General features: G+C 47.8%; 14 protein-coding genes. All 14 read right to left on the reverse strand.

Annotated elements, in window-relative coordinates; all coding sequences use genetic code 11:
* Positions 1 to 151: 151 nt before the first annotated feature.
* On the reverse strand, positions 152 to 880 hold the full coding sequence (locus LBW89_RS13325) for a response regulator (RefSeq protein ID WP_148452939.1): 729 nt from the start codon (positions 878 to 880) through the stop codon (positions 152 to 154).
* Positions 873 to 2,048 (reverse strand): sensor histidine kinase, encoded by a 1,176-nt coding sequence (locus LBW89_RS13330; RefSeq protein WP_225039318.1) that lies wholly within the window; start codon positions 2,046 to 2,048, stop codon positions 873 to 875. Before LBW89_RS13330 ends, LBW89_RS13325 begins: the two co-directional genes overlap by 8 nt.
* Positions 2,049 to 2,095: 47 nt before the next feature.
* Positions 2,096 to 4,831 carry a stalk domain-containing protein gene (locus LBW89_RS13335; RefSeq protein ID WP_148452944.1) on the reverse strand — a complete coding sequence of 912 codons (2,736 nt, stop codon included), beginning with the start codon at positions 4,829 to 4,831 and terminating at the stop codon, positions 2,096 to 2,098.
* A 213-nt stretch (positions 4,832 to 5,044) separates the two neighbouring features.
* On the reverse strand, positions 5,045 to 8,347 hold the full coding sequence (locus tag LBW89_RS13340; protein ID WP_148452946.1) for a SwmB domain-containing protein: 3,303 nt from the start codon (positions 8,345 to 8,347) through the stop codon (positions 5,045 to 5,047).
* A 192-nt stretch (positions 8,348 to 8,539) separates the two neighbouring features.
* Positions 8,540 to 9,742 carry a methionine adenosyltransferase gene (gene metK, locus LBW89_RS13345; RefSeq protein WP_148452948.1) on the reverse strand — a complete coding sequence of 401 codons (1,203 nt, stop codon included), beginning with the start codon at positions 9,740 to 9,742 and terminating at the stop codon, positions 8,540 to 8,542.
* Positions 9,743 to 9,963: 221 nt separating this feature from the next.
* A complete protein-coding gene (locus LBW89_RS13350; RefSeq protein ID WP_148452950.1) occupies positions 9,964 to 10,236 on the reverse strand; it encodes an alpha/beta-type small acid-soluble spore protein in 273 nt (90 codons plus the stop codon).
* Between the two features lie 128 nt (positions 10,237 to 10,364).
* Entirely contained in the window at positions 10,365 to 10,901 is a 537-nt protein-coding gene (locus LBW89_RS13355) for a hypothetical protein (RefSeq protein ID WP_148452952.1), read from the reverse strand.
* A gap of 106 nt (positions 10,902 to 11,007) precedes the next feature.
* A complete protein-coding gene (locus tag LBW89_RS13360) occupies positions 11,008 to 13,530 on the reverse strand; it encodes a hypothetical protein (RefSeq protein ID WP_148452954.1) in 2,523 nt (840 codons plus the stop codon).
* Positions 13,531 to 13,690: 160 nt separating this feature from the next.
* A complete protein-coding gene (locus tag LBW89_RS13365; protein WP_148452956.1) occupies positions 13,691 to 16,702 on the reverse strand; it encodes an S-layer homology domain-containing protein in 3,012 nt (1,003 codons plus the stop codon).
* Positions 16,703 to 17,213: 511 nt separating this feature from the next.
* A complete protein-coding gene (locus LBW89_RS13370) occupies positions 17,214 to 17,555 on the reverse strand; it encodes a hypothetical protein (protein WP_148452958.1) in 342 nt (113 codons plus the stop codon).
* Positions 17,556 to 17,697: 142 nt separating this feature from the next.
* Positions 17,698 to 21,660: an S-layer homology domain-containing protein gene (locus tag LBW89_RS13375; RefSeq protein WP_148452961.1), complete on the reverse strand. Its 3,963-nt coding sequence runs from the start codon at positions 21,658 to 21,660 to the stop codon at positions 17,698 to 17,700.
* A gap of 203 nt (positions 21,661 to 21,863) precedes the next feature.
* Positions 21,864 to 22,220: a hypothetical protein gene (locus LBW89_RS13380; protein ID WP_225039319.1), complete on the reverse strand. Its 357-nt coding sequence runs from the start codon at positions 22,218 to 22,220 to the stop codon at positions 21,864 to 21,866.
* Positions 22,221 to 22,419: 199 nt separating this feature from the next.
* The gene (locus LBW89_RS13385; protein ID WP_148452963.1) at positions 22,420 to 23,541 is read right to left on the reverse strand and encodes a glycosyltransferase family 4 protein; all 1,122 of its coding nucleotides are present in this window, start codon (positions 23,539 to 23,541) and stop codon (positions 22,420 to 22,422) included.
* 111 nt (positions 23,542 to 23,652) lie between these two features.
* Positions 23,653 to 24,423, reverse strand: a complete 771-nt coding sequence (locus LBW89_RS13390) for a WecB/TagA/CpsF family glycosyltransferase (RefSeq protein WP_225039320.1) — start codon at positions 24,421 to 24,423, stop codon at positions 23,653 to 23,655.
* Positions 24,424 to 24,426: the final 3 nt, after the last annotated feature.

Below are 24,426 nucleotides of genomic sequence, written 5' to 3' on the forward strand. Positions count from 1 at the left end.
TTAATCTTATGTATGCGCCCCGGCAAACCCTCTTACTCTAAAATTTTTTAGAACAAGAGGGCGTCCTCTTATTTCATGTTCCAACAAAATTTGGAACACTAGACCGCAAAAGATCCCTAATTCGTGCTGTACGGCCTGCTTGTCAGTTCCTTTACAGGGTTACCCAGCCGAATTTAATGGCGTTGATAACGGCTTGCGTCCGGTCGTCGACATCCATTTTTTGCAGAATGCTGCTGACATGGTTTTTGACCGTTTTCTCACTGATAAACAAGTGTTCTCCGATCATCTTGTTGCTGCGTCCTTCCGCCATTAACCGAAGCACTTCCGCTTCGCGGCGCGTTAACGGATTATCTTCACCGGCCACGAATTTGACCCCGGCTTCGCGAATCGCATGATCTTCCGCAATGGCGCCGGTTTCGCTCAAATATTCCATACGGCGAAGCTGTTGAATCAATTTGCCCGTTACCTTCGGATGAATGAAGGCGTTGCCCTCCGCCACCGTGCGGATCGCGTTGATCAGCGACTCGGCCTCCATATCCTTCAGCAAATAACCGGTCGCCCCTTTGCGCAGGGTTTCAAATACATAACTTTCATCATCATGAATCGATAAAATAATGACCTTTACCTCCGGAAGCGCATCGCGAAGCTCGGCCGTCGCATCCACTCCGTTCAAGAGCGGCATGTTGATGTCCATGAGTACGATCTCCGGTTCGAGCTGGTGGCAGCACTCCAGAACCTGTGAGCCGTCACCGCATTCCCCCACGACCTCGATATCTTCCTCCATATTCAAAATCCGTTTCAATCCCTCGCGAAACAGCTGGTGATCGTCAGCCAAGAGAACTTTAATTGTTTGTCTACTGTTAGTAACAAGGTTATCCATCCTGGTACTCCTTTCTCTTCTCTGCATTTGTCGGAATGTGGATAATGATTTTGGTGCCTATATTCGCTGTCGACTCTATTTCCATTCTTCCTTCCAGCAATTCTACCCGTTCCCGCATCCCGATCAGACCAAAATGGGTGTGCTCCTTTGTCTTCTGCTCCAACTGGTCAACCTTGAATCCCAGTCCATTGTCCTGAACCACGATTTTGACCATTTGAGCCTGATAGGTGATATCGACGCCAACATAGGTAGGAAAGGCATGCTTGGCTGCATTAGTGAGAGCTTCCTGAACCAGTCTGAATACCGCCGCTTCCATGGGTGAAGACATGCGATGTTCTTTCCCTCTTGTTTCGAAGGTCGTTCTAATTTTGGTCTTCTCTTCGAAATCATGTACATACTTGCGCAAAGTCGGAATCAAACCTAGGTCATCTAAAGCCATGGGACGCAAATTAAAAATGACTTTCCGCATTTCTTCCAGACTGGAACGGACTTGACTCTTCAAGTCTACTATTTCGTCCTGTACCATCTTAAATTCCTGCTTGGCAAGCATTCTTTCCACAATTTCCGTCCTAAGAACTAGATTCGCCAAAAGCTGAGCCGGCCCGTCATGAATCTCCCGCGAGATCCGCTTTCTTTCTTCTTCTTGCGCCAAAATAATCTTTAAACCGATCATCTGACGGTTTTTGGCGGATTCCAAAATCCGGGTCACTTGACCTAGTTCGCCTGACAGGTATTCCAAGACAACGCCCATTTGCGAACTGACGGTTTCCGCCCGTTCCACGGATTTTTCGACATTTCTCGCCCGCTTCTGAAGTTCGTCCCTGCGCGCCTTCAGATACATTTCTTTTTCCCGGTAAATCAAAAGATCCAACTGTAGCTGGGTGGCCTTCTCATACGCCTGCTTGATGTCTTCTTCCTTGTACCGCACAAAATCCCGGCTGACTTCCGTCAGCCGGATGCGGGAACGTCGGTAATTGATTTCCAGTTGGTCGACCTTTTCCACGGTCTCTGCGGTTTCTTTAACGACCTGCTGCAACTCATTGTTGAGCGTCTTCAGCTCATTCCGCGCTGCGTCCAAAATTTCAAGGATCTGCAGCTTGCTATTTTCCATAACGCCTACGGCGTTTTTAATAACGCGGTCAATTGCATCAGCTTGATAGTCTGCCACTTCACCCTTCTCCATTTCCTGTGTCCGTATACTCCGAACTTATCATATCATGATTCAAGGGTAATGGATTTGGTTTTCTTTTCCCAATTTACGGATATCCCTAGCTGCTCCGATACCAACCGTAGCGGGACTAAAGTCCTATTATTGTCAATAATCGGAGAAACCTCGGCCTTTTTCGTCGCTCCGTTAAGGATGAATTCCTTCTTGCCCACGGTTAACTCCAGCACGCTGGTCCCGCGCGTCACGGTGATTTTCCCCGCCGTTTTGTTCCACGCCGCTTCCCCGCCAAAAGCATCCACCACATACTTGATCGGGATATACGTCGTTCCGTCCTTTATAAGCGGAGCCACGTCCATATTTTGTTTTTGTCCGTTTACGGTCATCGATTTCTGTCCTGCCGTCATGATCACCTTAGCGCTCGGCAGGCCGGTATCCAAAGCCGCATTCCCGCCCGTCGCCGGCGCGGTAAACCGGATATTGTCAAAAGATACGCTGCCCGTCAAAGCGCGCTCATCCTGACCGTCCTCCAGATTGACCACATAAAGCCGTTTCAGCTTGGCCGGGTGTTTCAGTCCGCTCGCGGTCAGATCGATCGTCAACGTCTTCCAACCGGTGAAGTCGAGCGGCCGCGCAAGATCCACATAAACGCTCTTTCCGTCCGCTCCGGCAAACTCGGCCCGCAGCCAGTTCAGACTCGAATCCCCGAGAACGTCGATCGCCATCGAAGTGGCCCCTTCAGGAATGGCTTTGCCTGCGGTTCCATTGATCTGGGCGTAACCGAATTTATTGCCGGTTCCTCCGGTGAGGTCATAATCCAGTTGAAGCACCTTGGAGTTGGAGCGCTCTCCAGTGCCCTGCACGATTGCTGCCGTTCCTTTGGCCTCCGCCGGCAACCCTGTGAAGGATACCGGATAGCTCGCGTTTTCAAAGCTTTCCCATACCTGCTCTTCGGAAGAGGACAGCACGATCGGCGTGCCGCTGAATCCGTCATATTTCGGCGTGGCGTAAGCTACCTTCGCTCCGTTGTTAATGGATTGCACCGTCAGAACTCCATTTTGCACGCTTGCCTTCATGCCGGAGAATACCCACTTCACCGCCTCATTCGGCACTTCAACGGTGCGCCCGTTTTTCAATTTGGCGGTCACCGGTACAGATACGGTTGCCCCGGCTTCCAATGGCGCAAACGTCGTTACCGGCGTCAAGCCGTCCAGATCGCTGCCGCCGAGCACGGTCACGTCCATGCTGCTCTTGGCCTCACCGCTTACCGCCGTAATTTTCGCGGTGCCCGCTTTCACGCCCTTGAAGCCCGATCCGGTCCACGCCACATTCCCGTTGCTCGACTTCCAGGTGGCTTGAACGCCCGACGTATCGATCGGGTTGTAATAGTTGTCATAGCCCTTCAAGGTAAAAGACACCGTCTGCCCGATCAGCAATGTCGATGCTCCGCTAACCCGCAGTCCTTTGAGCGTTCCCTGGGGAGCTATCGTGAACACGCCGAGTCCATTGGCCACGGCCCGTTGACCCGCCGACCCGTTGGAGGTCGTAAAGGTCAGTTCGGCTTCCGTCTCCGCGAGCGGACGCGTAACCATCGTCGTCGACCCCCCGCCGTCGAGGTTTAGCCCTTTCCAGACCCCGATCGAAGTCATAAAGCTTTGCAGTTCCTTTAAGGTCATCCCGGGACTGTCGCTGTTCTTCTCGGCCGTGATAATGTAGGCCTTCTTCCCGTCTTGCGAGTAACCTACCGCCGTCCGGGCCACGGAACTGCCTCCGCTGATCGAGGTCGTCGAGCGGGTGAACGAGGAAGCCTTCCCCTGATCAACCAGAAGCGTATGACCCCCGATCATCATTTTGAAATCGGAAGGGTTGATCTCCTGCCCGCTCGTTTGGGAAACCAACTGGTACGTCGTTTCCACCCGCTGCCCAACCGCAAGATGAGCGGATATGTAATCTGCCGCTAGACCATGCGCACGCAAAATATACCCGTCCGCCGGAACCGGACCGGGAATTGCCGACTGAGAAGAAATTTGCTGGACAACTCCGCCCTGAACCAGCACCTCTGTCGGTGTCGTTCCGCTCCCTTTCGGACGGTCTTCGGATTTCCAGGCGCTGGTGTAGATAAACATCTTGTTCACATGGCTGTAAGCCTTCTCCGGCTCCGTTGTATAGGACTCCTGGTTTATCCCCGCCAGCGGGAACGTCGAGCCGTCTTCGGCCAGGATGGTGCCGCTGAAGCCGTAACGATCGATGACCGGCGTATTGTCGCTTTTTACTCCAAAAGCAAACATCCCCGTAAGCTGTGCCGGACTGGTCACCAGCGTGCCTTTGGAAACGGCGGCGCCCATCGGTACCCCTTGTCCCCCGGTGGCAAAGAAGTCCCCGTTCACACCGGCAACGGCGCCGGTTTCCTTGGCCATGCCTTCCACGGCTTGCCGGGTCGTCAATTGGCCTCCCTTGCCCGTCATCACATCCAATTGGACGTACGGGTTACTTAAATCTACTTCGACTACGTCGGCCAGCACATTGACCTGCTTCCCCGAACGTGTAGTCGTGTAACGATATTTTACGAGCTTCGCTCCGGACGTAACGATTTCCTCTCCCAAACGGGTGGCCTGGCTGGCCGCCGCATGAATCGTCGATGCCGAACCCCCGAACAACTCGGGCAACACGACCGGCTGAATCCAGATCAGCCCCGCCAACGAAACTAGAATCCACTTTTTCCCCCGATTTGCAGCCAATTGAACCCGTTTCGTCTTCTTTCCGGTTTCTTCTCTACGAACTACCATTTTATTTTGCTACTCTCCCATCTTTTGTGTGCTATCTATGATCCGGAGACCTCCCCGGGAATCTTCCACCTATTTAATAGACTACAATCGGGCGGAAAAGTTACGAAAAAAAGCAAATTTCATGAGATTTGGCGAAAATTTCTATTTCCAAAAAGAAACAGCCCACTCTCCGAGAAAGAGAGCAGGCCGCATAGCATGGGTCTGCACATATTTTTACAGGTAGTTCAAATTGTTCAAAACCCGCTTAACCATTACTGCAGCTTGGGCACGGGTTGCATTCCCCTTAGGCTGGAACGTATAGGCGTTAACGCCCTGGATAATGCCCGCCTTGACCGCTTTGGCCACCGTTTCCTTGGACTGGATCTTCGAGTTATCTTTAAAGCGGCCGAGCACCTGCGCGGCAGAAGTACCCAGGCTCGTATCCTGTCCGGCATACTCCATCGCCCGTACCATCATCAAAGCCATCTGCTCCCGGGTGATCGGGCTTCCCGGTTTAAACGTCCCATCGGGTGTTCCGTTGATAATTCCCGCTTTCGCCGCCGCGCCAATGTACCCTGCTACCGCGCTTCCCGACGCGACGTCGGAGAACCGGCGTGCATTTGAGGCGTCCGGGGTCAGCCCGAGCCCTTTAGCGATGAACACGGCAAACTCGGCGCGGGTGATGTTTTTGTCGGGTTCAAATTTGGTTCCCGAACGGGTATCGATGATCAGCTTGCTCGCAAGCTCCGTAATATCTTTACTCGCCCAATGCTTCAGGGTATCCGTAAAGTAACTGTAGCCCGCCGCGGGCCCAACCGCTTTGCTTCCGTTGATCTTTCCGCTGAATATAAACGCGTTTCCGGCCCCCTTGACACTCGAAGGTACGAAAGAGGCTGTTCTGCTTAACAGCTCGTATTGAGCCAGGAACGTTTGATTGCTGGCCGTTGTGTTGGGTGCTTTCATGTAAATGGTTCCGGTCGTATTCAACTCGACTGCGTTTTGCGCTGCCGTGTCGCTAAACACCGTCACACCGATTTGAATCGGGTCGATCAAAGGCGTTGTCGTAACCCCATTACTATAGTTCAACGTCGGCATCTGAACCTTCGTTACCGGCTCCAACTGTATGGTGATAAATGCGGAGGTTAGCGCCGATACATTCAAGGATCTCGAGATCTCCATATAAGGGATTTTCTCGATGGGCAGATCATACATTACCGAATTGTATTTCACCGCAAAGTTACCGGTTTTACCGCTGCTGTACATGTCCATCAGGGCGGTTACAGGAACAATCACCTCAGCCGCCTTTTCGGTGGAAGGCACCTCGAACACGATCCGTTTTGTCGCCGCGTTGCTCGCCGTTAGGTATTTGTATGCATTCTGCAGCTTCACCGTATCGATCGTATATTTTTTGATCCCCTGGCCGAATTTGGAACGGCTGTCCGCCGCTTGAGCCGCGCTGATATTCAACAAGTACCCGCCCACGCCAAAATCGACATTCGACATGTTCGTGAGATACTCCGGTTGGGAGGTTGGCGTCGTCGGGGTCTGTCCATTTGGATTCGTTTGGCCCCCCGCCGTATTTTGTACCGCTATGTTGTTAAAGCTTTTCAGTTGATTGCCAAGCGTATCGTAAAGCGGAGCCGCCCCCGTCAAATAAGACAGCGTAACTACCTGCCCGGCCGTTACAGGCGATGCCAGTTTCAGTACGACGGTGTTCCCGCTAATCGTAGCGGATTTGATACCTACGCTAACCTTGTCCACGAATACATTAAATTGATTCACCGGGAGGTAAGACATCCCCCGCAGCGTGTTGTTATAGGTGATCGTCAATGTGTCACCCGTCACTGTGGCGGAACGTACCCCCTCGGCTACCGACGTATAGGTGACAGGCTGCAGATTAATGTAACCCGCCAGATTTCCGTTCAGATCGGCAATCCCGTCACTGCCGTCAGCTACGTAGGAGACGGTTACCGCTTGTGACTGTGTAAAAGAGGAAGCTAAAGTGAGAATAACCTGATTATTCTTAATTTCCACAGCATTTACATATACTGGCGCATTATTAACCAGCACCGAGAACTGGCTTTTTAAAGGTAATTGGGTTGTTCTTAAAGCCTCATTATAGTTTAAAATAATGGTTCTATCGGAGCCTTGCGCACTCTGAAATACGGGTGCCACGGAATCATAAGTATTGCGTACAAAGTAATCATTGAATCCGGCAATTTCCATGCCTCTGTAATCCTGCAACGGATACGAGCCGGGTTTATAAGAGACTTTTACGACTTCACCGTTGGAAATGGAATCGGATAGGTAAAGCGTAATGGTCGATCCACTGTGTGCTAACCTGCTAATGCTCTTTGCCTTGCCGTCTGCCATTATCGTGAATTGCTGATACGCACTGCTCGATGGACTTTTTAATGTTTCGGTAAAGTACAAAGTTACTGTATTTCCGCTAGCTCTACCGTCGCTTGGCTTTGGACTCACCGAATCAATCCCATTGGTAACCACACGGCTGGAGAAAGTCGCAGCGGCATTCCCCGAACGGTCCCTAATCGACTGTCCGGTATAACTAATTTTAACGTCCTGCCCTACCGCTACCCCGGTTCTTAACTCCACGTACACATACTCTCCCGAAACAGAGACGTCATCAACCTTACGGCTTTCCCCATTTACGGTTACCGTAAAACTATCGTCTGAAATATATATGGAGGAATCGAGCCTTTCATTGTACTGCAAACGGATTCGTGTATTGTTATACATCGAAGCATTCTGGAGAACCGGTGCCGTTTTATCGTTATCAGATGCCGTAGTAAAGTACCAACGGCTGCTGCCTGAGAAACCTTCAAAGTATTTGGAACTATCACTAGCGTCCATAATGCCATTGCGGTCAGCTTCCACATAATAAGTCGTTCCCGACTCCAGTGCGGATTTCGGCTTGATCGTGATCGTATTGTAACCGTTGGATGTCACATTAATCGGAACGGAGTAGGAGTTGCTGGATTTGCGAAGCGTAAGCCCCCCCTGCGAAGTATTCAGCTTTACATTTTTATTGAACTGTATGCTCGGCTGGACATTCACACTGACATTCGTGCTCCCGGCAGATGGATAAAAAGAAGACACCGTAATCGAACTTGTGCTTCCGGCGACCGTTCTAAAGGTCCAGTTCTTCACCTCATTCATCGTACCGTCTTCTCCGACAAAGGTACCTCTAGGCACTTCTACCGTATACTGCGTGTTGTAATCAAGCTGTCGTGAGGGAGAAAACTGCACCTCATACGTTGCCGAAGTAACGGTAGCGTTGATTCTTTCCGAACTGGTGGTGCCGCTTTTCGTTAACCAGATCGCCCCATTCGAGGTGACCTTCTGGTTAAACCGCATCGTGATTTTGGTACTGACAGGTACGTTGCTCTCCCCGTTAGCCGGGCTTGAACTGACCAAATCCGTCGGAGAGATGGCCGCCGAAACCGACAAGCTTCCCCAAGCGTTTAACAGATTGATGACCATAAAGATGGCCAAAAATGCCGATACTTTTCGTTTCATTCGTCAAAATTCCCCTTTCACCTGCATCGCTTATGTATCATTTCACGCCATAGGCCATAAAGCGCATACCTATATTTATTAACGGCAGATGAGGGGGCGAAGTTTAGGGAATCCGTGGAAAGGGTTATTTTCAAAATAAAAAACAGGATATCTTACCTCCAAACGGAGCAAGATACCCTGTATGTGTTTTTCTTAGATACCAGCTTGAGCTTTCAAAGCCTCAGCCTTGTCGACGCGTTCCCAAGGAAGGTCGATATCCGTACGGCCGAAGTGACCGTATGCCGCGGTTTGACGGTAAATCGGACGACGGAGATCCAGCATCCGAATAATGCCCGCCGGACGAAGATCAAAGTTTTCGCGAACCAGCTCAACCAGCTTCTCTTCCGCAATCTTCCCTGTTCCATACGTGTCTACGTTAATGGAGACCGGGTTGGCTACGCCAATCGCGTAGGCGAGTTGAATTTCCACTTTATCGGCCAAGCCGGCGGCAACGAGGTTTTTGGCCACGTACCGGGCTGCATAAGCCGCCGAACGGTCAACCTTGGTCGGATCCTTCCCGGAGAAGGCACCGCCGCCATGGCGCGCATAACCACCGTAGGTGTCGACAATAATTTTACGGCCTGTCAGACCGGCGTCGCCTTGCGGACCGCCGATAACAAAACGGCCTGTCGGGTTAATGAAATATTTCGTTTCCCCATCCAGCAATTCCGCCGGAACGACAGGGAGAATGACTTTTTCTTTAATATCTTTCTGGATTTGCTCCAGGGTGATTTCTTCGGCATGCTGCGTGGATACGACAATCGTGTCCACACGTTTCGGTTTGCCATCGATGTACTCGATGGTCACCTGGGTTTTACCGTCCGGACGGAGGTAATCCAGCGTACCATCCTTCCGTACCTCGGAAAGGCGGCGGGCGATACGATGGGACAAGGCGATCGGCAACGGCATTAATTCCGGCGTCTCATTCGTAGCAAATCCGAACATCAAGCCTTGGTCGCCGGCACCGATATTCTCGGTTTCTTTGTCCATTTGAGCCGGATCGCGGCTTTCCAGTGCTGCATTAACGCCTTGCGCAATATCCGCAGATTGCTCGTTAAGCGATGTCAAAACAGCGCAAGTGTTGGAGTCGAACCCGTACTTGGCCCGGGTATACCCGATCTCTTTCACCGTTTTACGCACGATGGCCGGAATATCCACATATTCCGATTTGGTGCTGATTTCGCCGATTACGAGGACAAGCCCGGTAGCGACAGAAACTTCGCACGCCACACGAGCGTAAGGATCGTTCTCAAGGAATGCGTCAAGAACCGCATCGGAGATTTGGTCGCAAATTTTATCCGGGTGCCCTTCGGTTACGGACTCGGAAGTAAATAAGTGTCGCCCTTGGATGGACATGAAAATCAACCTCCCCTTTGGATAGTATGGCAAAAGCCCAAGTATCCAATACTGAATATAATACCGATGAATCCGTGAGGATCAACGATCGGGTGAAATCGACCCTAATCAAAAAATGAACCTTTCCCTTAGCGGAAAAGGTTGAATTGACAATCCTCAAAAGTCATATTAACGTATTTGCCAGGTCATGTCAAAAGAAATAAGGGACAAGTCCGCAGTTTTTATAAAAGAAGCTGTTTTTGCGCCTCAGCGACAAGACGTTTCGTAATTTCCCCGCCGACCGAGCCGTTTTCCCGGGAAGTCATGTATTTCCATTCCGCCCCTGAACCGCCCGAGCCGTAAGCGCCGAGCTCACCGGCAAATTCAGTATCCGCTGAACCTGCCAAGCCAGTACCCGTGGCAACGGGAAGTCCGAATTCCGCGGCAATTTCATATTTCATCTGATTGATCATTTGGCGGCTTTCCGGTACGATTTTACGATTGCTTCTTGCCATTTGGGGTGCACCTCCTGCAGAATTTTTTTCACAGGAATAGTATGTGCACCAACCCTTCGCTTAGCCCTTTTAATGTTTGTTACATCTGGCAAAATCATGCGTATCAGGTTTATGACTTTCTATACTGCTTACTTAACCGAGTAACCCCCACGTACCATGACCGTCAAGTTGTACTTGTTGCCCTCAGCAACCTGAATACCACGTCCCGCACGCGGAAAAGACAGCAAGTGGTTGTTCGCCACAGCCCCCCCGTTGCCGATATCCTTGCCATCGGTCAGATCCGCAACACCACTGGTATCTTCACTGTATACCACCGCTTTACCCGAGCGCACAATAAATTCTGCCCCTGCCGAGGCGATGAGGATCTTCCCTGGCTTCACCTCGACGATCTCGATGGCGTCGGCACTAGCACCGTTGTCTTCATTCTTGGCCGGTGTTGTCGGATTGGTCGTAGACGGCGTAGTCGGTGCCGTAGTTGTCCCTCCGCCTTTTATGGCTTGTTGGATCGCCTGATCCACATAACTCTTCGTCACGACCGGATCATCAGCTGTTCCCGGTTGAGTAGACACGCCGGCCCCTTCTGCCGTTAAATTCATCAATGAACCTGCCCATATTCCTCCGCCAACCACCACAGCGGCCGCGGCTACTTTCCAAGCTATCTTCATGGCTGCTCCTCCTCTATTTCTCCTTTGATGATTCTATCATATTCATTTAATGAGAAAGGAACAAGGCCAAAGTCGTTTATGACTTTGGCCTTGTTTCTGAGTTAGATTAAAGATCAGTATCGGAATAGCCGACTGCTTGAGTAGCAATTTTAGTTTTAACTCCCTGATAGAGATCATAAACAGAAAATTGGAATGAGCCACTTCTGAAATTCGTAAAAATAGGGTCATTGACAACAAAGGTATATTCCCTGTTAGATGCTAATTCAAAATCCTTTTCAAGTTCGATTTCCTTTTCAAACTTGGCTCCGCTCGAGTCCATAACTTCCAACAAGAACTTATGTTGGAACTCGCCCATCTCAAAGGTCAGGTCACGTTTCAGTTCATACTTAAAGCGTACTTCCAGACCTGAGCCACCCGTTTTCCCTTGGATATTTACAATATTCAAAGTGTACGGGAATAGATCGATATCCCGCAACGAAGTTTTAAGATCCCGGCTACCGACATTCAGCTCCATAGCCGACGCGTTCACATAGCCTGTAACCGCCTCTTCTGCAGTACTTGTAAATTTATTTTCCGAAATACTTTCTCCGATTACCAGGTCCCAATTGGAGGCATCCGCATTTTTAGGTATTTGAGCAGAGAAAGTTACAATGCTAGCAGACTTAGGTCCAACCGTACGAGTAACTTGATTAGCAGTTGCTTTATAGTATTGTCCATCTTTTGTACGGAAGTAACCCGTTAGGCGCGAAAGGTTGCTTTGCTTGTCTTCCAGGTTACGCATAATGAGCTCAGTATAAATCACATCATTTGTCGTTCCTTTATACAAGAACGTTTTCCGTGTTTGCAAGTCAGCCTTCTTACCAACTGTGTTCAAATTAAAGAATGCCCCATCAGCTACCAGGTCTAGATCGTTAGTCTTTCCATAATTGGAGAACATGACCCAACTGGATGTTTTATCCGTACCGATTTTTTTCAACAACTGAACTTGAAGTTGCGAGAATTTCAAGCTTGCAGGAACATTGGCTGTTACATAAACATCTACCTTTTCGCCAGCACCCAGTACTTGTGACTTATTGGTACTCACGACATTCACAGTGCTATTCAAGTCCGTTAAATCGAGCTTATAGGCACCGGCAAAATCAGGCAACTTGGCAGCCTGAGTTCCTTTGTTCTCAATTGTAAATTTAGAAGTCAGCAGATTACCGTCATTCCACGGAAGGGTTTGAACACTTTTCAAAGTTACCCCAAATGTACCGTCATTATTTTTTACAGTACGTTCTTGACCCAAAGCATGCTGCATTTCCTCGTAATTAGGCAGTTTATACATTGCGATTGGATAAGTAGCAGCACTGGTTGTTGGTGTTGCCGTGCCTTCTCCCCCACCGCTCGAAGCAGCTGTGGTTGGTGTCTTTAAAACCAACTGAAGCTTCTCGGAATTAGCAATAACTGGAATCGAGCCATCCACAGAAACTATTTCTTCTTCATCCGGCTCCAAAGTAATTTCCGCGAGGTTGCTTGAAGTCAGAGAGTAGGATTTGCCTTCGGCTTGAATTTCGAATAGGTATCCCGGCAAGGTAACTGTGCGATCACCTTTATTTTTTATTGAAAACTGAATAGAAAGAGAACTTTCACCAAAACTTTGATTCCGGGTAACGCTCAGCAATTTAGTAGCTATATTAGTATTCTCTACATCCAACACTTTTTCCTGATTTGCTGCAGTTACCGAGGACTGGCCTTGCTTCGTGCCTAAATTCATGGAAGCTACAGGAAGCTCACTCTTTGCAGTTTCATCCGTCATGGATATCACCAACTGCAAATTATTTAAATTGACTGTACTCGGCAGTTTGGCAATTAGATTTAGTGTCTTGTTCTCTTGTGACAGGATTTGCACATTGGAGCTGGAAGCGTCAGGAGTCAGTGCAAACGGCGTACCGCTTTGGGTTTGTACAAAATACTTAAGCGCCGGATTAACCAGAGATTGCGGACTTGTATTCTTGAGATTTAAAGCGACGTGCACGTAATTATAATTACCTTGATTCAGTACACTAACCGATTTAACGGAGGCCGAAGCTGTCAAGTTGCCCAAAGTTAGTTTCTCTGTGCCTTTTAGCGGTGTTGTGGCGAGGTAATTAGACGGAATACTAATAGTCCCAAGAATCTGCTCATAATTGGCAACATTGAAATTCCACTTTATGACCTGAAAGTTTAAATCACTATATTTCAGCCCTTTAGCGATTTTCGTCGTATATGTAACACTTAATGAGGAACCGGGAACCACCTTTTTTTTGTCTTTATCTGAGCTCAAGACTGTTGCACTATAGACTGTGCCTGTTTTGGTTTTAACCTTTGTCCAATAATCAACTAACGATAAACTTTTGCTCCCATTGTTGTAATAAGTCAGGGTGTAAGTTAACACACTTTGATTATCCTGAGCTAGGATATTCACATTGCTTAATTTGACGGAACTATTTGCCCCCAAATTTACGCCTTTTAGGTCTTTAAGCGTCTTCACAGCCGCTTGCTTTTGTGCATTAGTCGCTTTAGATGCCGCATAAATTGGACTTATCGATGCTGTTCCAACTAAAGTAGCGACAGCCAAAGATGCAGCGATCCATTTGGTTTTATTCAAGTTCAAACCTCCTAAATGCAGTTGTATTTTTCTATCTATAGTATATACGCACAACCTTAAAAAAAGTTTAATAAAGTTTGAGAAAATGACTAAATTCTTTATTTTTATTTACAACAAAAAAAGCGAGCCCCAAAAGGGGCCGCTTTTATGTTGAAACAAATTACTTCTTGTTGTAGTACAAGGATGTGCTAAATTCCAAATCGTTTTCAAACTTATCTTGAATAGCGCCTTTACCACCGTCAAACTCAAGTTTCAATCTATTAAAGCTGAAGTCAGCAGATGGCAATGCAACTTGAATGCGAACAACATTGTTGGTATTGCCATAAGTTACGTTGGTAACAGTAAGTTCTTTATCATCTGCTTTAACTGTGAAGAGGTCATTTACAAATTCCGGTGTGAACTTACCGTCCTTCTTAATTACCAGTTCTTCTGTTGTTGCAACGTCAAGCAAGAGATAAGTTGCATCTGTTGCCGTTTGTACGGAGAAAGTATTGCTAGCTTCTTTTGGCTTCACTTTATCTTTCACAGTATAAGGTTTATCAGCATCAACTTTGTTTCCGTAAACATCGACAGCAGCGTTGCTGTTCGTAACTTCGAAAGTATACGGGCCAGCAGCCTTGAGTTCGTTCTTACCAGTGAATTTCAGGGTAAGAGTCTTTTTATCACTGCTGATACTGATATCATTAGCAGTCTTACCGTCTACACGGAAGTAGTTCTTATTATAGCTGTTAACCTTCGTGTTAAATTTAATTTTAACTTCTTCGGTCGAAACTACTTCGGAATCCTCGGTAACAATTCTGAGCAGATCTTTGGATTCCTTGATTGCGGTGGAAAGTACATAGCCGCCATTGGCGTTCTTGATGTAGTCTCCATCCTTATCGGCAATGTAAGCAACTTCGATTTCAAAGTTACTAGTCAAGTCGGCTGCTTTGCCCTTGAAGTCCTTGAATTTGTCAGCATACAAACGAACACTATCCGCATTGTAGATGTTGACTGTGCCATTGTAAACATATCTCTTCTTAGTTACAGTGTCATACAGCGTGTACTTGTTCTTATCACGTGCATCACCGTTACCGCTTGTAGCCAAGTCTTTGGAGAATTGCAGGTACAGATTATCCCCATCAACCCAAGCTTGCTCCAGCGCGGAATCGCTAGCTTTGGAAGTATTGAGTTCAATCGTTTGCGGCAACATTGTGTTCTTCACATAAGCAGTGTCACCGATACCGCGAACTTCCAGTTGATACTTGGTATCTTTCTCAAGATCTGGACCCAAGTTAACAACTACTTTGTTGTCTTCTGGCAAATCCGTAACGTCAACAGGCAAAGTTGGGTTTCCGTCTTTGTCAATAGTATCAATATCTTTAACTACCTTACCGTCGGCATCTTTCAGTACATAGTTATCCAAATCTTTAGCGTCGTCTTCGCGAACTTCTTCACTGAATGTCAGTGTAACTTTGTAGTCCCCGTCGATCTTCTCAAGTTCGGATTTGATTACTGTAGGACGGATAGTGTCAAGTGTTGGAGTTACTTTCGCATCGCGATCAGCTTTATTTTCGCTGTAGTCTCTTACGCCCTTCACATATACCGTGTTCTCGCCGTAGTTCATCGGGTCGTCAAGAGTAACTTTAATTTCGTTATCCTTGTATTCGATATTGGAAGCGTCGTTAGAAGAAGTATTAACATAAACAGAATCTACACTCTTAACTGTTTCGTTAAATTTGATTGTCAGTTCCTTCAAGTCGTTTGTTTCAACGGAAACAATTTCAGGAGCTTTCGTATCTTCTACAACTTCGAAGCTGTGCTCAACCGGTGCAACCTTCAGACCCGAGAAATCAGCCACATCGCTGATAGCTACTTTATGAGTGCCCACGGAAAGGTTGGCATTCATGATTACGGTATCCGGATAAATGTAGTCCACAGATCCGCCTACAGTTCCTCCATCGATATCGTAGTTGCTGGAAATAGTAGCTTGGTCTTGTTTGATTGGCTCGCTAAATTTAACTTTGAACGCTTTAGTACCCAAGCCAACAACTTCTTTAACCGTCGGAGCTGCTACGTCAGCAGGAGTGAATTTGATTTTGGTATTAAATGTAACAGTACCATCCTCATTTTTCACATTGTTGATTTCGAGCTCGGTTTCTTGTTTGTTATCCAGGTCGCCGCCATTTTCTGTCAACAACAGTGTAACTGATGTTTTATCTTCGGACAATTTAGCGGAATCGATGGTTACGTCGTCGATCTTGTAGTTAGTTTTTGTTTCTGCAGAAGCTTTATCTACAGTACCATCGAATTTAACAACAACTTGTTTCAGGTTGTCGGAAGTAACGCTGCTTACCTTTTGAGCAACAGTTGTTTTGTAAGTCACCTTGTGAGTGTACTCATGGCCATTGTGAGTGAATTTCACTTCAGTCTCTTTGTTCGGCTCAAGAGCTTTCTCCAAAGTTACTTTTACAGTTTCGTCGTTGGAAAGTTTGAATTCTACAACTTTACCAGCTTCGGATACTGTGTAAGAAGAAACTGTTGGGATTTGTCTAGCTTGGTAGATTGCATAAGCTGCAACTACAGCTTGGGAACGAGTAGCGTTAGCTTGGTAGTTGATACCTGCAGGCAGGTAGCCTTTTTCTACAGCAGCTGCTACATAACCTTTAGCCCACGAGTCAGCAGTGTTGTTAGCGTCGGAAGGAACTTCCAGTTTCAGGGCAGTTACCAGAACTTTTGCAAGTTCTTGTACAGTTACGTTACCAGTAGGATCGAACAATTTCGCAGTTGCGTCCTTACCGTTCATGATGCCGGCTTGTGTAGCGGCTTCGATGAAAGGAGCAGCCCAGTGGTTAGCTGTGTAGTTCTTATCTTTGTAAGAAGCAACGCCAGTTACTGGTTGCAAGTCGATTGCTTTAACGATGATTTTAGCCAATTCCGCTCTGGTCAAAGCTTTCCCCAGGCTGGAGCTGCCATCAGGCAAACCAGTCATAACACCGGCTTCTTTCAATGCACTAAACTTTTGCTCGTCAGACAGATTAGCATCTGCACCGAATGCTACGGTAGCAAACATAGAGAATGCCATTGCTGTAGACAAAGCTACGGATAAAATTTTCTTCATAACCTTTTTTTCTCCTCCTTGATTAACTATCGCATGAGAATTTTCTTTAAATGAATAGCTCGTGTTACTCATTAGCCATTGCACCCCCTTTCCAGAGCCTGAGCAGATTTCCTATAAATTAGGTCTGCGATCAACTCGCAGAAACTTGTAAACATAACCATACAAAATAGAATGTAGAAATAGACTAGTTTCCTAATCCTACCTAAACATTATACAATGAGTCCCTAGTGCCGTAAAGCTAAATTTTCTAATAGATAGACAAGTTTCCCCAAAAGGAACAGGTTGGAATGTCTAAATAGGTCATCATTGTCAATGCTCTACATCTTAAACGCACGGGGTTTCAAAAAGTTGCGGTGTTTCGAAAAAAAATTGCAGGATTGTTACCTTTGCTAAGGTTCCCCTCTGTTTCATCTTTTTTCTTGTCCTTCCGCCTTACGGAAATTAGTATAACATCCTTGAATATCCCAGTCATCAAGCAACATTTACCATAACCAATACCCATAATTTATGAGACAAAAACGCAAATAAGACGTCCAAAATGGACGTCTTATTGAATTCTAACAAGGAGACCCTTTCAAGCGCATTATCTTACACGCATAGCCAACTGGATAATACGTGTACGCATAGCCGGATCCGTATTCAGTTTTGCATACATATCGTCGATTGCCTGCTTGTTGTCTTTATACGTCTTCTCATGCTTCATGGTCATGTGCGACCATTCGATGAGTTCATCTTCCGCTGCCCGCAAATCATTAAAGGCATCGTGGAAACCGGTCTCAATGACAAGCTGCTCCATAACCTCTTGGGTTACCTCCTGCAGCTTAGCCGTCTCCTCAATTTTCTTCTCCAATACCTTGGATCTATCCTCAAACTTTCTCTTCGCTTTCGAGTAGCCCAGCTGCGGTTTCGATAAAATCGGTTTCATCTGAATTAGTTCACCCTTTTGCAAAAATATCGATTACTCTGACTATTGTATCTTAATCTCCAACAAATTACAAAATGATGTAATTGGAAAAAAGAAACCTGTCTATGTGATATTCCCATAGACAGGTTCTCAGCTTCGTGGTTTAGCTTAAGTTTTTAGGGAAAATCTTCGTGCTCTTCTTGAGCAGCTCTACCGCAATTTTGCCGGCTTCCGCCCGCGTCATGCTATTCTTCGGATTGAAGTTAATAGAAGCTTTCTTGCTGCCCGGAGTCGTTACGCTCTGTCCATCCATAATTTTGGCTTTATATACAGCTTGGACAGCCGGACGCGCATAGCGGTCAATTTTGCCCGCATCCATGAACTGTTTAGACAGCGCGGCATTCAGCTTATCATCATTTGTGGCCAGCTTCAGCTTGAGCGCACGGGCCACCATCAGAGCAGCCTGTTCTCTCGAGACCGGCTCCTCCACGCCGAAGTAACCTTCGGAGATCCCTGTAATGATCCCCGCTCTGGAAGCCGTCTCAATATACTTGAACTCCCAAGTATCGGTTTTTGCACCCGGCACCACGTCAAAATAAGTTTGTACCTTATTATCATAGTTCAAAGGAATATTCAAACCTTTAACCAGCAGCGTCGCAAATTCCCCGCGTGTAGTCAAGTCATCGGCGCCGAAGGCATTCGCTTGTACGTTCGACATAATTCCTTTGGAATACAAGGCATTCAGAATATTACGTCCCCATGGATGGCTCGTGATATCGCTGAAACCGCGGCTTTGCTTCATGACCATATAATATCCGAAGTCATCGAAAGGAACGGTAACTGTATTGTTCTTGGTATCTACCGCACCGCCAAGGTTTTCCCACTCCGAGTTTTCGTTAAAGCGGAAAACCGTAACGGTTGTTCCCGCTTCATCCACCACGTTTTTGTCAAACTGCAATTTCAATGTTCCCCGTTGCGAAGGAACCAGCTTTCTTTCCGGCTCGCGAATCATAACATCCCGGAAGTTTTGGTTAGTCGAGTATTGCGGCAAGATGGAATATGGCGGCAAGCCGTTGGTTGCCGGTTTATACGTATCCCCACTGCCGGTTTCTCCGATCCCGCCATGAATCCAGTAAACGTTCGAGACACGGGTGAAGTTGCTTGTTTTTGCCGTCGAGTTGAAGAATTCCACCAAGTCTTCCGGCAAAGTAAGCGTTGCTTGTCCGCTTGGCGTTCTTGCGTCTTTATCGATGTTAAAAATATTGCCATAGTCGTTACGGCGTTCCACGATGCCTGTCTTAGGATCGGCAATCCCGAACAGCAGCTTGTTGTCCGGATAAAACTTCGTAACGGAACCCTCAGGCACATTTGCGGTTTTCAAAACCGTACCTTTAGGGAACGACAGCTCAAGCGCCTTATTAAACGCACTATACTTGGTTGCCGGCTTGTCAGTCATATACTGCGTATCCACGGCAATGGCGCTGGTGTAGTATACTTCGATCGTCTCATTGAGCGTTTCTTGACCGCGGACAATTTGAATCTTGATCTTCGTCGATTTGTCCGGTTTCAATCCAACATAATCGTAGATAAACCGTGCCGGTGCGTTATCCGGCAAATCCGTCCGTTTGATGGCTTCGCCTTTATCGATAATAACCTTAGTCGCACCTTCGGCTTCAATATCGAAGCGGACAAAGTTTTTGTTTACGATGATCTGGTCCCCAACCGTAGGAACGGGAGACAAAATACGATACGGCGCCAACACTCGGGTGACTTCCAGTCGCTGCGAAGTACGCGCCCCTGTGGTGTTAATCAACTCGAGGTTGTAAACCTGGCTTCCCAGAGTATCCAGTGAAATATCTTTGATGCGCAATACAAACTTACCGTTATATACGGCCAGGTCATATTGCAAGGTCGGCTGTCCACTGCGGACAATAGAGCCGGTGACAAGTTGTGTGCTAGTCATAGTTGTATTAGTCAGAATGGTATCCAGCCCGGTTCCGTCCGTCTGGGAGGAGAACACACTTTCAGTACCGCGCAGCAAATTGATAATTTTGGCACCCGACCCTTGAATGATCAGATCATATTTTTGCGCGCTCGTCTCATATTTATCGCCCGTTAATTTAAATTCGGGAGAACCAGCCAAAATACTATTTAACTGAGTGTTCGCACCACTGGTGTCCGTTAAATCCAAACCAACAAAGTTTACGGACGGATCAAAAACTTTCGGACGGAACACCGTAATATTCGACACGTTTGTATCTTGAATGTAAATTCTCAGCTCTTTAACAATCTTTCTGGAGTTCCCTTTTCCATCCATCGAAACGCCTACAAACTTAATGCGGTTTTCCCCATAATAAAGAGGTCCGCTGATATCAATGGGAAGTGAAAAATTGAATGTAGGGCTATTTACCGTTGGGTTAAACGTAATCGGTGTGGCCAACTTGTCATTTGAAATCCCGTTCACAAAAAACTGAGGACTAGACAAGTTTTCAAAGTCACGATATTCCCCGGAAATTTCCAAACTAAGGTTTAAATTACTCGAGTCTTTCGTAATTACTTGGCCATCGTAAAGGCCCTCAACATAAATGTAGTTCTTCGTAGCGTAAGAAATCGTTGCTGTCTTCGACGCGTTTGAGTTGCCGATCGAAAATTTCACTTGCTGTTTACCGCTAGAGAAACCAGACACCTTGAAAACTTGCTGATTTCCTGAACCCCCAGCAGGTGTCAAGGTTGGACCTGTATCTCCCTTCGGCATGTATACGGCCTTCAAGTCCGATGCGTTGAAGCTTTGATCAGCCGCAACCAAAATATAAAAATTATCTTTGTCCGCTTCCGTCCCGTCCAAGTCCGGCAAAGTGGTGATATCCGCCGGCGGGGTGGAATTATCCTTCATATACTTCAAATGGGTGATGGAAGCCTCACCAGGCAAGTACTTAAAGTTAATATTTGCAAATGTCGTGTACACATTGTCATATTGCAGATTTAAGCTAAATTTTTGATCCCCGTTAGAGAACGTAATCGGAACTTCAATATCCACGATTCTATAAGCTCTCGTCGTACCGTCCGGAGCCGGAACTTCCGTTTCATTGGTAACGGTAAACGTCGTTACTGGAGTAGCGGTAGGATTGTTCCCATCCGTCAACGTAACGGCACCTTTTCCAGTCCCTTGCGGACCGAAAGGGTTGCCCGTGTCGTTCAGGAGTACCGAGAATTTAATAGTCCCTGTGGACGTAGCCGGCGGGGTCTTGCTGTCCGTAACTACAGCCACTTTATTATTTACGTCGTAGCTTTGCCCGTTATAATCCAATACGATTCTATCGAACGGTTTGTTTTTATCAAAATAATAAATCGAACGATCAATAGTAACGGAATCCGCACCGCTTTTAATCGTAATTTCAATTTTGTTCCGGCCCGGGCTCAGGTTCAGCGACGGCGAGAAAAACTTGCCGGTTTGGGTTAAAGTCGTAACAAGTCCGGTTCCACCGTTAACTTTAACCGTTACTTCGGTGGCGTTCTTTACTTCCCCGGAAATCGAGACGTTGTCCCGGTCGGAGACGACTTCTGCCCCTTCGTTCAAATAAATCGTGCCATAGCTGGATCCAAGCAGCTTCAGGTCTTGAACATATGGCACTTGGTCAAACAAAATATAGAAGGTGTCTTCACGCGTGATGCCGTTCTGGGAACCGGAGAGCGTGATCTTGTTATAGCCTGCAAACAAGGAAAGTTTAGAGACTTTAAACTTTTGCGAATAATCCGTGGAAGTCGTGTCTCGGGAAATACTTCCGTTTTTAAATTGCGAACTGTCGGTTTCCCATTTCTTGGTTTGGGAATTCAACGTCAATCGCTCTACTTTTACTCTCAGTGACTCTTCTGTAACGTGGGAATAGGTCCCCGTAAAGTCTACTGTAGGGCTCGTAGTGATATACATCTTAGAACGGTCTTTTCCGATCTGGTCAGGCGTATCTTCCAAAGTCAAAAACGCAGTGTTTCTAAGCGTGACATCGTCCGGAAGAAAATAGTTCGCAGCCGCAGCGGCGCTCGCCTTTTGAACTATGCCCGGCGGGAATAGGGTGACGATCAAAGCTGCCAGAACGAACCATACGAAAGGCTTTTTGATGCGTTGCATGATTTTATCTCTCCTTTGTGAATATGTCGTGATTTCCGCTGGATACTTACCGGAAACCGTCCAAAAAGTCGTATAGGTTTGTTATCGGACAGCGGGTGCCATTATTTTAGGAAAATAGGTAAATTATACTTAAATTGATTGTTAAAAAATAAAAAGACCCACCCGGCGTTAGCCGGAGGGCCTACTATAGAATGCCTATGAGTTTACTTCGCGAGCTTAATCTCCCGGATATCCGCCTCATGCTCAAGCGAACGGATCGAGAGCTTCTCTAAAATCTTCTCGTGGCGCTCCTGTCCTTCTTTAAGGGACGACAGCTCTCCATGGAGCTTGTGAACGTCCATGCTGAGCGCGTCAAGCTTCGCGTCGGTCTCATCCTGTCTGTCGCGAATCGCTCTGACGATAGCGTTGGTTTCACCAAGCTGCGTCTGCATAAGCTCCTGGGTTTCTTTTAATGACACGACATCCTTCTTCATTGTCTGCATGTCTGAATTCATCGTCTGCACGTCTGTTTCAATCTGATCCAGCTTCTGCAAAATCTGATGGAGTAGTTGCTCGCTCATCCGAATTACTCCCTTCAAAAAATAAACTCGTCCCATGTATTATACCCTTTTCACGGGCATAGCGGCTAGTCCGTTCGATACTTTCCCGAGAAGCATCCGCGAAAGCTAAAACCCCGCCGCTCAACCGAGCTGACGGGGCTTGTCCCTAGCCAAACGTATAATGCATATTATAGCAATTTCCACTAACGGCAAGGCAACACTACTTCGAACCGCGTTCAGCGCCGGCCTTCATCCGAAGCCGGGCAAAAAAGTTCAGCAGCGGACGCTTGGTTTTGCCGATCAGTCCGATCACCTCGGCGCCGATTTGCAGGAAGAACACCATCACGCAAATGACGACGAAAGTAACCCAGTTGGCGTTATACATCGCCGCCGACGATTGGATCACCGCTAACACGCCGAAAAACGCCGCGATCCCGTAAATGATCAGCACCGTCTGGCGGTGGCTGAATCCGATTTCGCGCAAACAATGGTGCAAATGCCCTTTGTCCGGCGAGAAGATCGGCTTCTTCTGCATCCAGCGGCGCACGATGGCGAACAGCGTGTCCGACAACGGCACACCGATCAGAATCAGCGGTGTCAGGAAGGACACAATCGCGACCTGCTTGAAGCCAAGCAGCGACAAGAGCGCCAAACTGAAGCCGAGGAAAAGCGCCCCGGAATCGCCCATGAATATTTTAGCCGGGTGAAAGTTGAAATACAGGAAACCTATAATGCTGCCGAGCAGCAGAAGGCACAGCAAGGCCACAACGAAATTGCCCATCAAAAAGGCCATTACCGTAATCGTCCCGATCGCGATCGCGGATACCCCTGCGGCCAATCCGTCCAAACCGTCGATCAGGTTGATCGCGTTGGTCACGCCGACAATCCACAGGATCGTGAACGGGATCGCAATCCAGCTTTCCACCGAAGCATACGTATGAAATGGAATATTGGCAAATTCAATTCGAATGTCAAAACCGAAAACAACGACGCAAGCCGTGGCGATTTGAACGAGAAACTTCAGCTTGGCCGGCAAATCAAACCGGTCGTCGAACGCCCCAAGCAAAATCGTCATCGTCCCGCCCACGAGGAACGCCTTGATAAAGTTCACTTCGCGTACCGAAATACTATCCGGAAGAAACGGAAGAACCAGGAAGAACGTAAGCACAAAAGATAAGAAAATCGCTAATCCACCGAGTCTCGGCATAATTGTTGTGTGCACTTTGCGGGCATTCGGCACATCCACGGCGCCTACCTTAATCGCAAACTTCTTGACGAGCGGCGTCAGTCCCAATGCCAGCACCAGCGAGACGATAAACCCGATGGTATAAATCATCCACATGTGTATTTCAACCCCCATTTGTTCTGCCGGAATGAATTATACTCCGTTTCGGGAGAAACACAAACCCCGTTTTTGCGCAATTATACGCTGTTTTGGGTAAAATTCAGTCATTTAGCCCATTTTCGTCAGGTTTTCTCCCGCACGCAGTACGCGAACCACGAATTTCGGCAGCGCAAGCATTCTCCGGAAGCGGGTCGGCTCCGACAGCAGGCGGTACAGCCACTCCAGCCGCATTTTCTGGAACGCGACCGGGGCCCGCTTCGTCTTGCCTGAAATAATATCCAGGCTTCCGCCGACGCCCATCATAACCGGAACACCCAAGGTTTGTTTGTATTTTCCGATCCAGGGCTCCTGGGTATCGGCCCCGCGGGCGACAAACAGCAGATCGGGCGCGACCGCCTTAATCGATTCGACGACCTCAAGATCTTGATCCGGCTTGAAATACCCGTCGCGATATCCGACAATTTCCGTGCCCGGATATTGCAATGTTAACCGCCGGGCCGCTTCCTGAATCACTTCCGGGGTTGAACCGAGCAGGTAGACTTTCCAATGACGGCTCTGCCCTTCCCGCATTAGCTCATGCAGCAGGTCAAACCCCGCAACCCGCTCCGTTACCGGCTCGCCGCCCTTCTGGGCGGCCCAAACGAGCCCGGTTCCGTCCGGTACGACCAGTTCGGCCTCCTGCATGATTTTTTTGTATGCGGGATCTTCCATCGCCGCCATCAGCATGATCGGGTTGGCCGTAATGACCTGATGCGGCTTGCGCGAACGGACCGCCTCAATCAGGTAACGGACCGTATCCTGCATGCCCCATTTGCACACGGATACGCCAAAGACGGATACCGTGGGAATAGCCTGATCCTGTTTTTGTTGCGTCTCCACACT

The sequence above is a fragment of the Paenibacillus sp. alder61 genome, assembly GCF_020179875.1.
GTDB classification, from domain to species: domain Bacteria; phylum Bacillota; class Bacilli; order Paenibacillales; family Paenibacillaceae; genus Fontibacillus; species Fontibacillus faecis.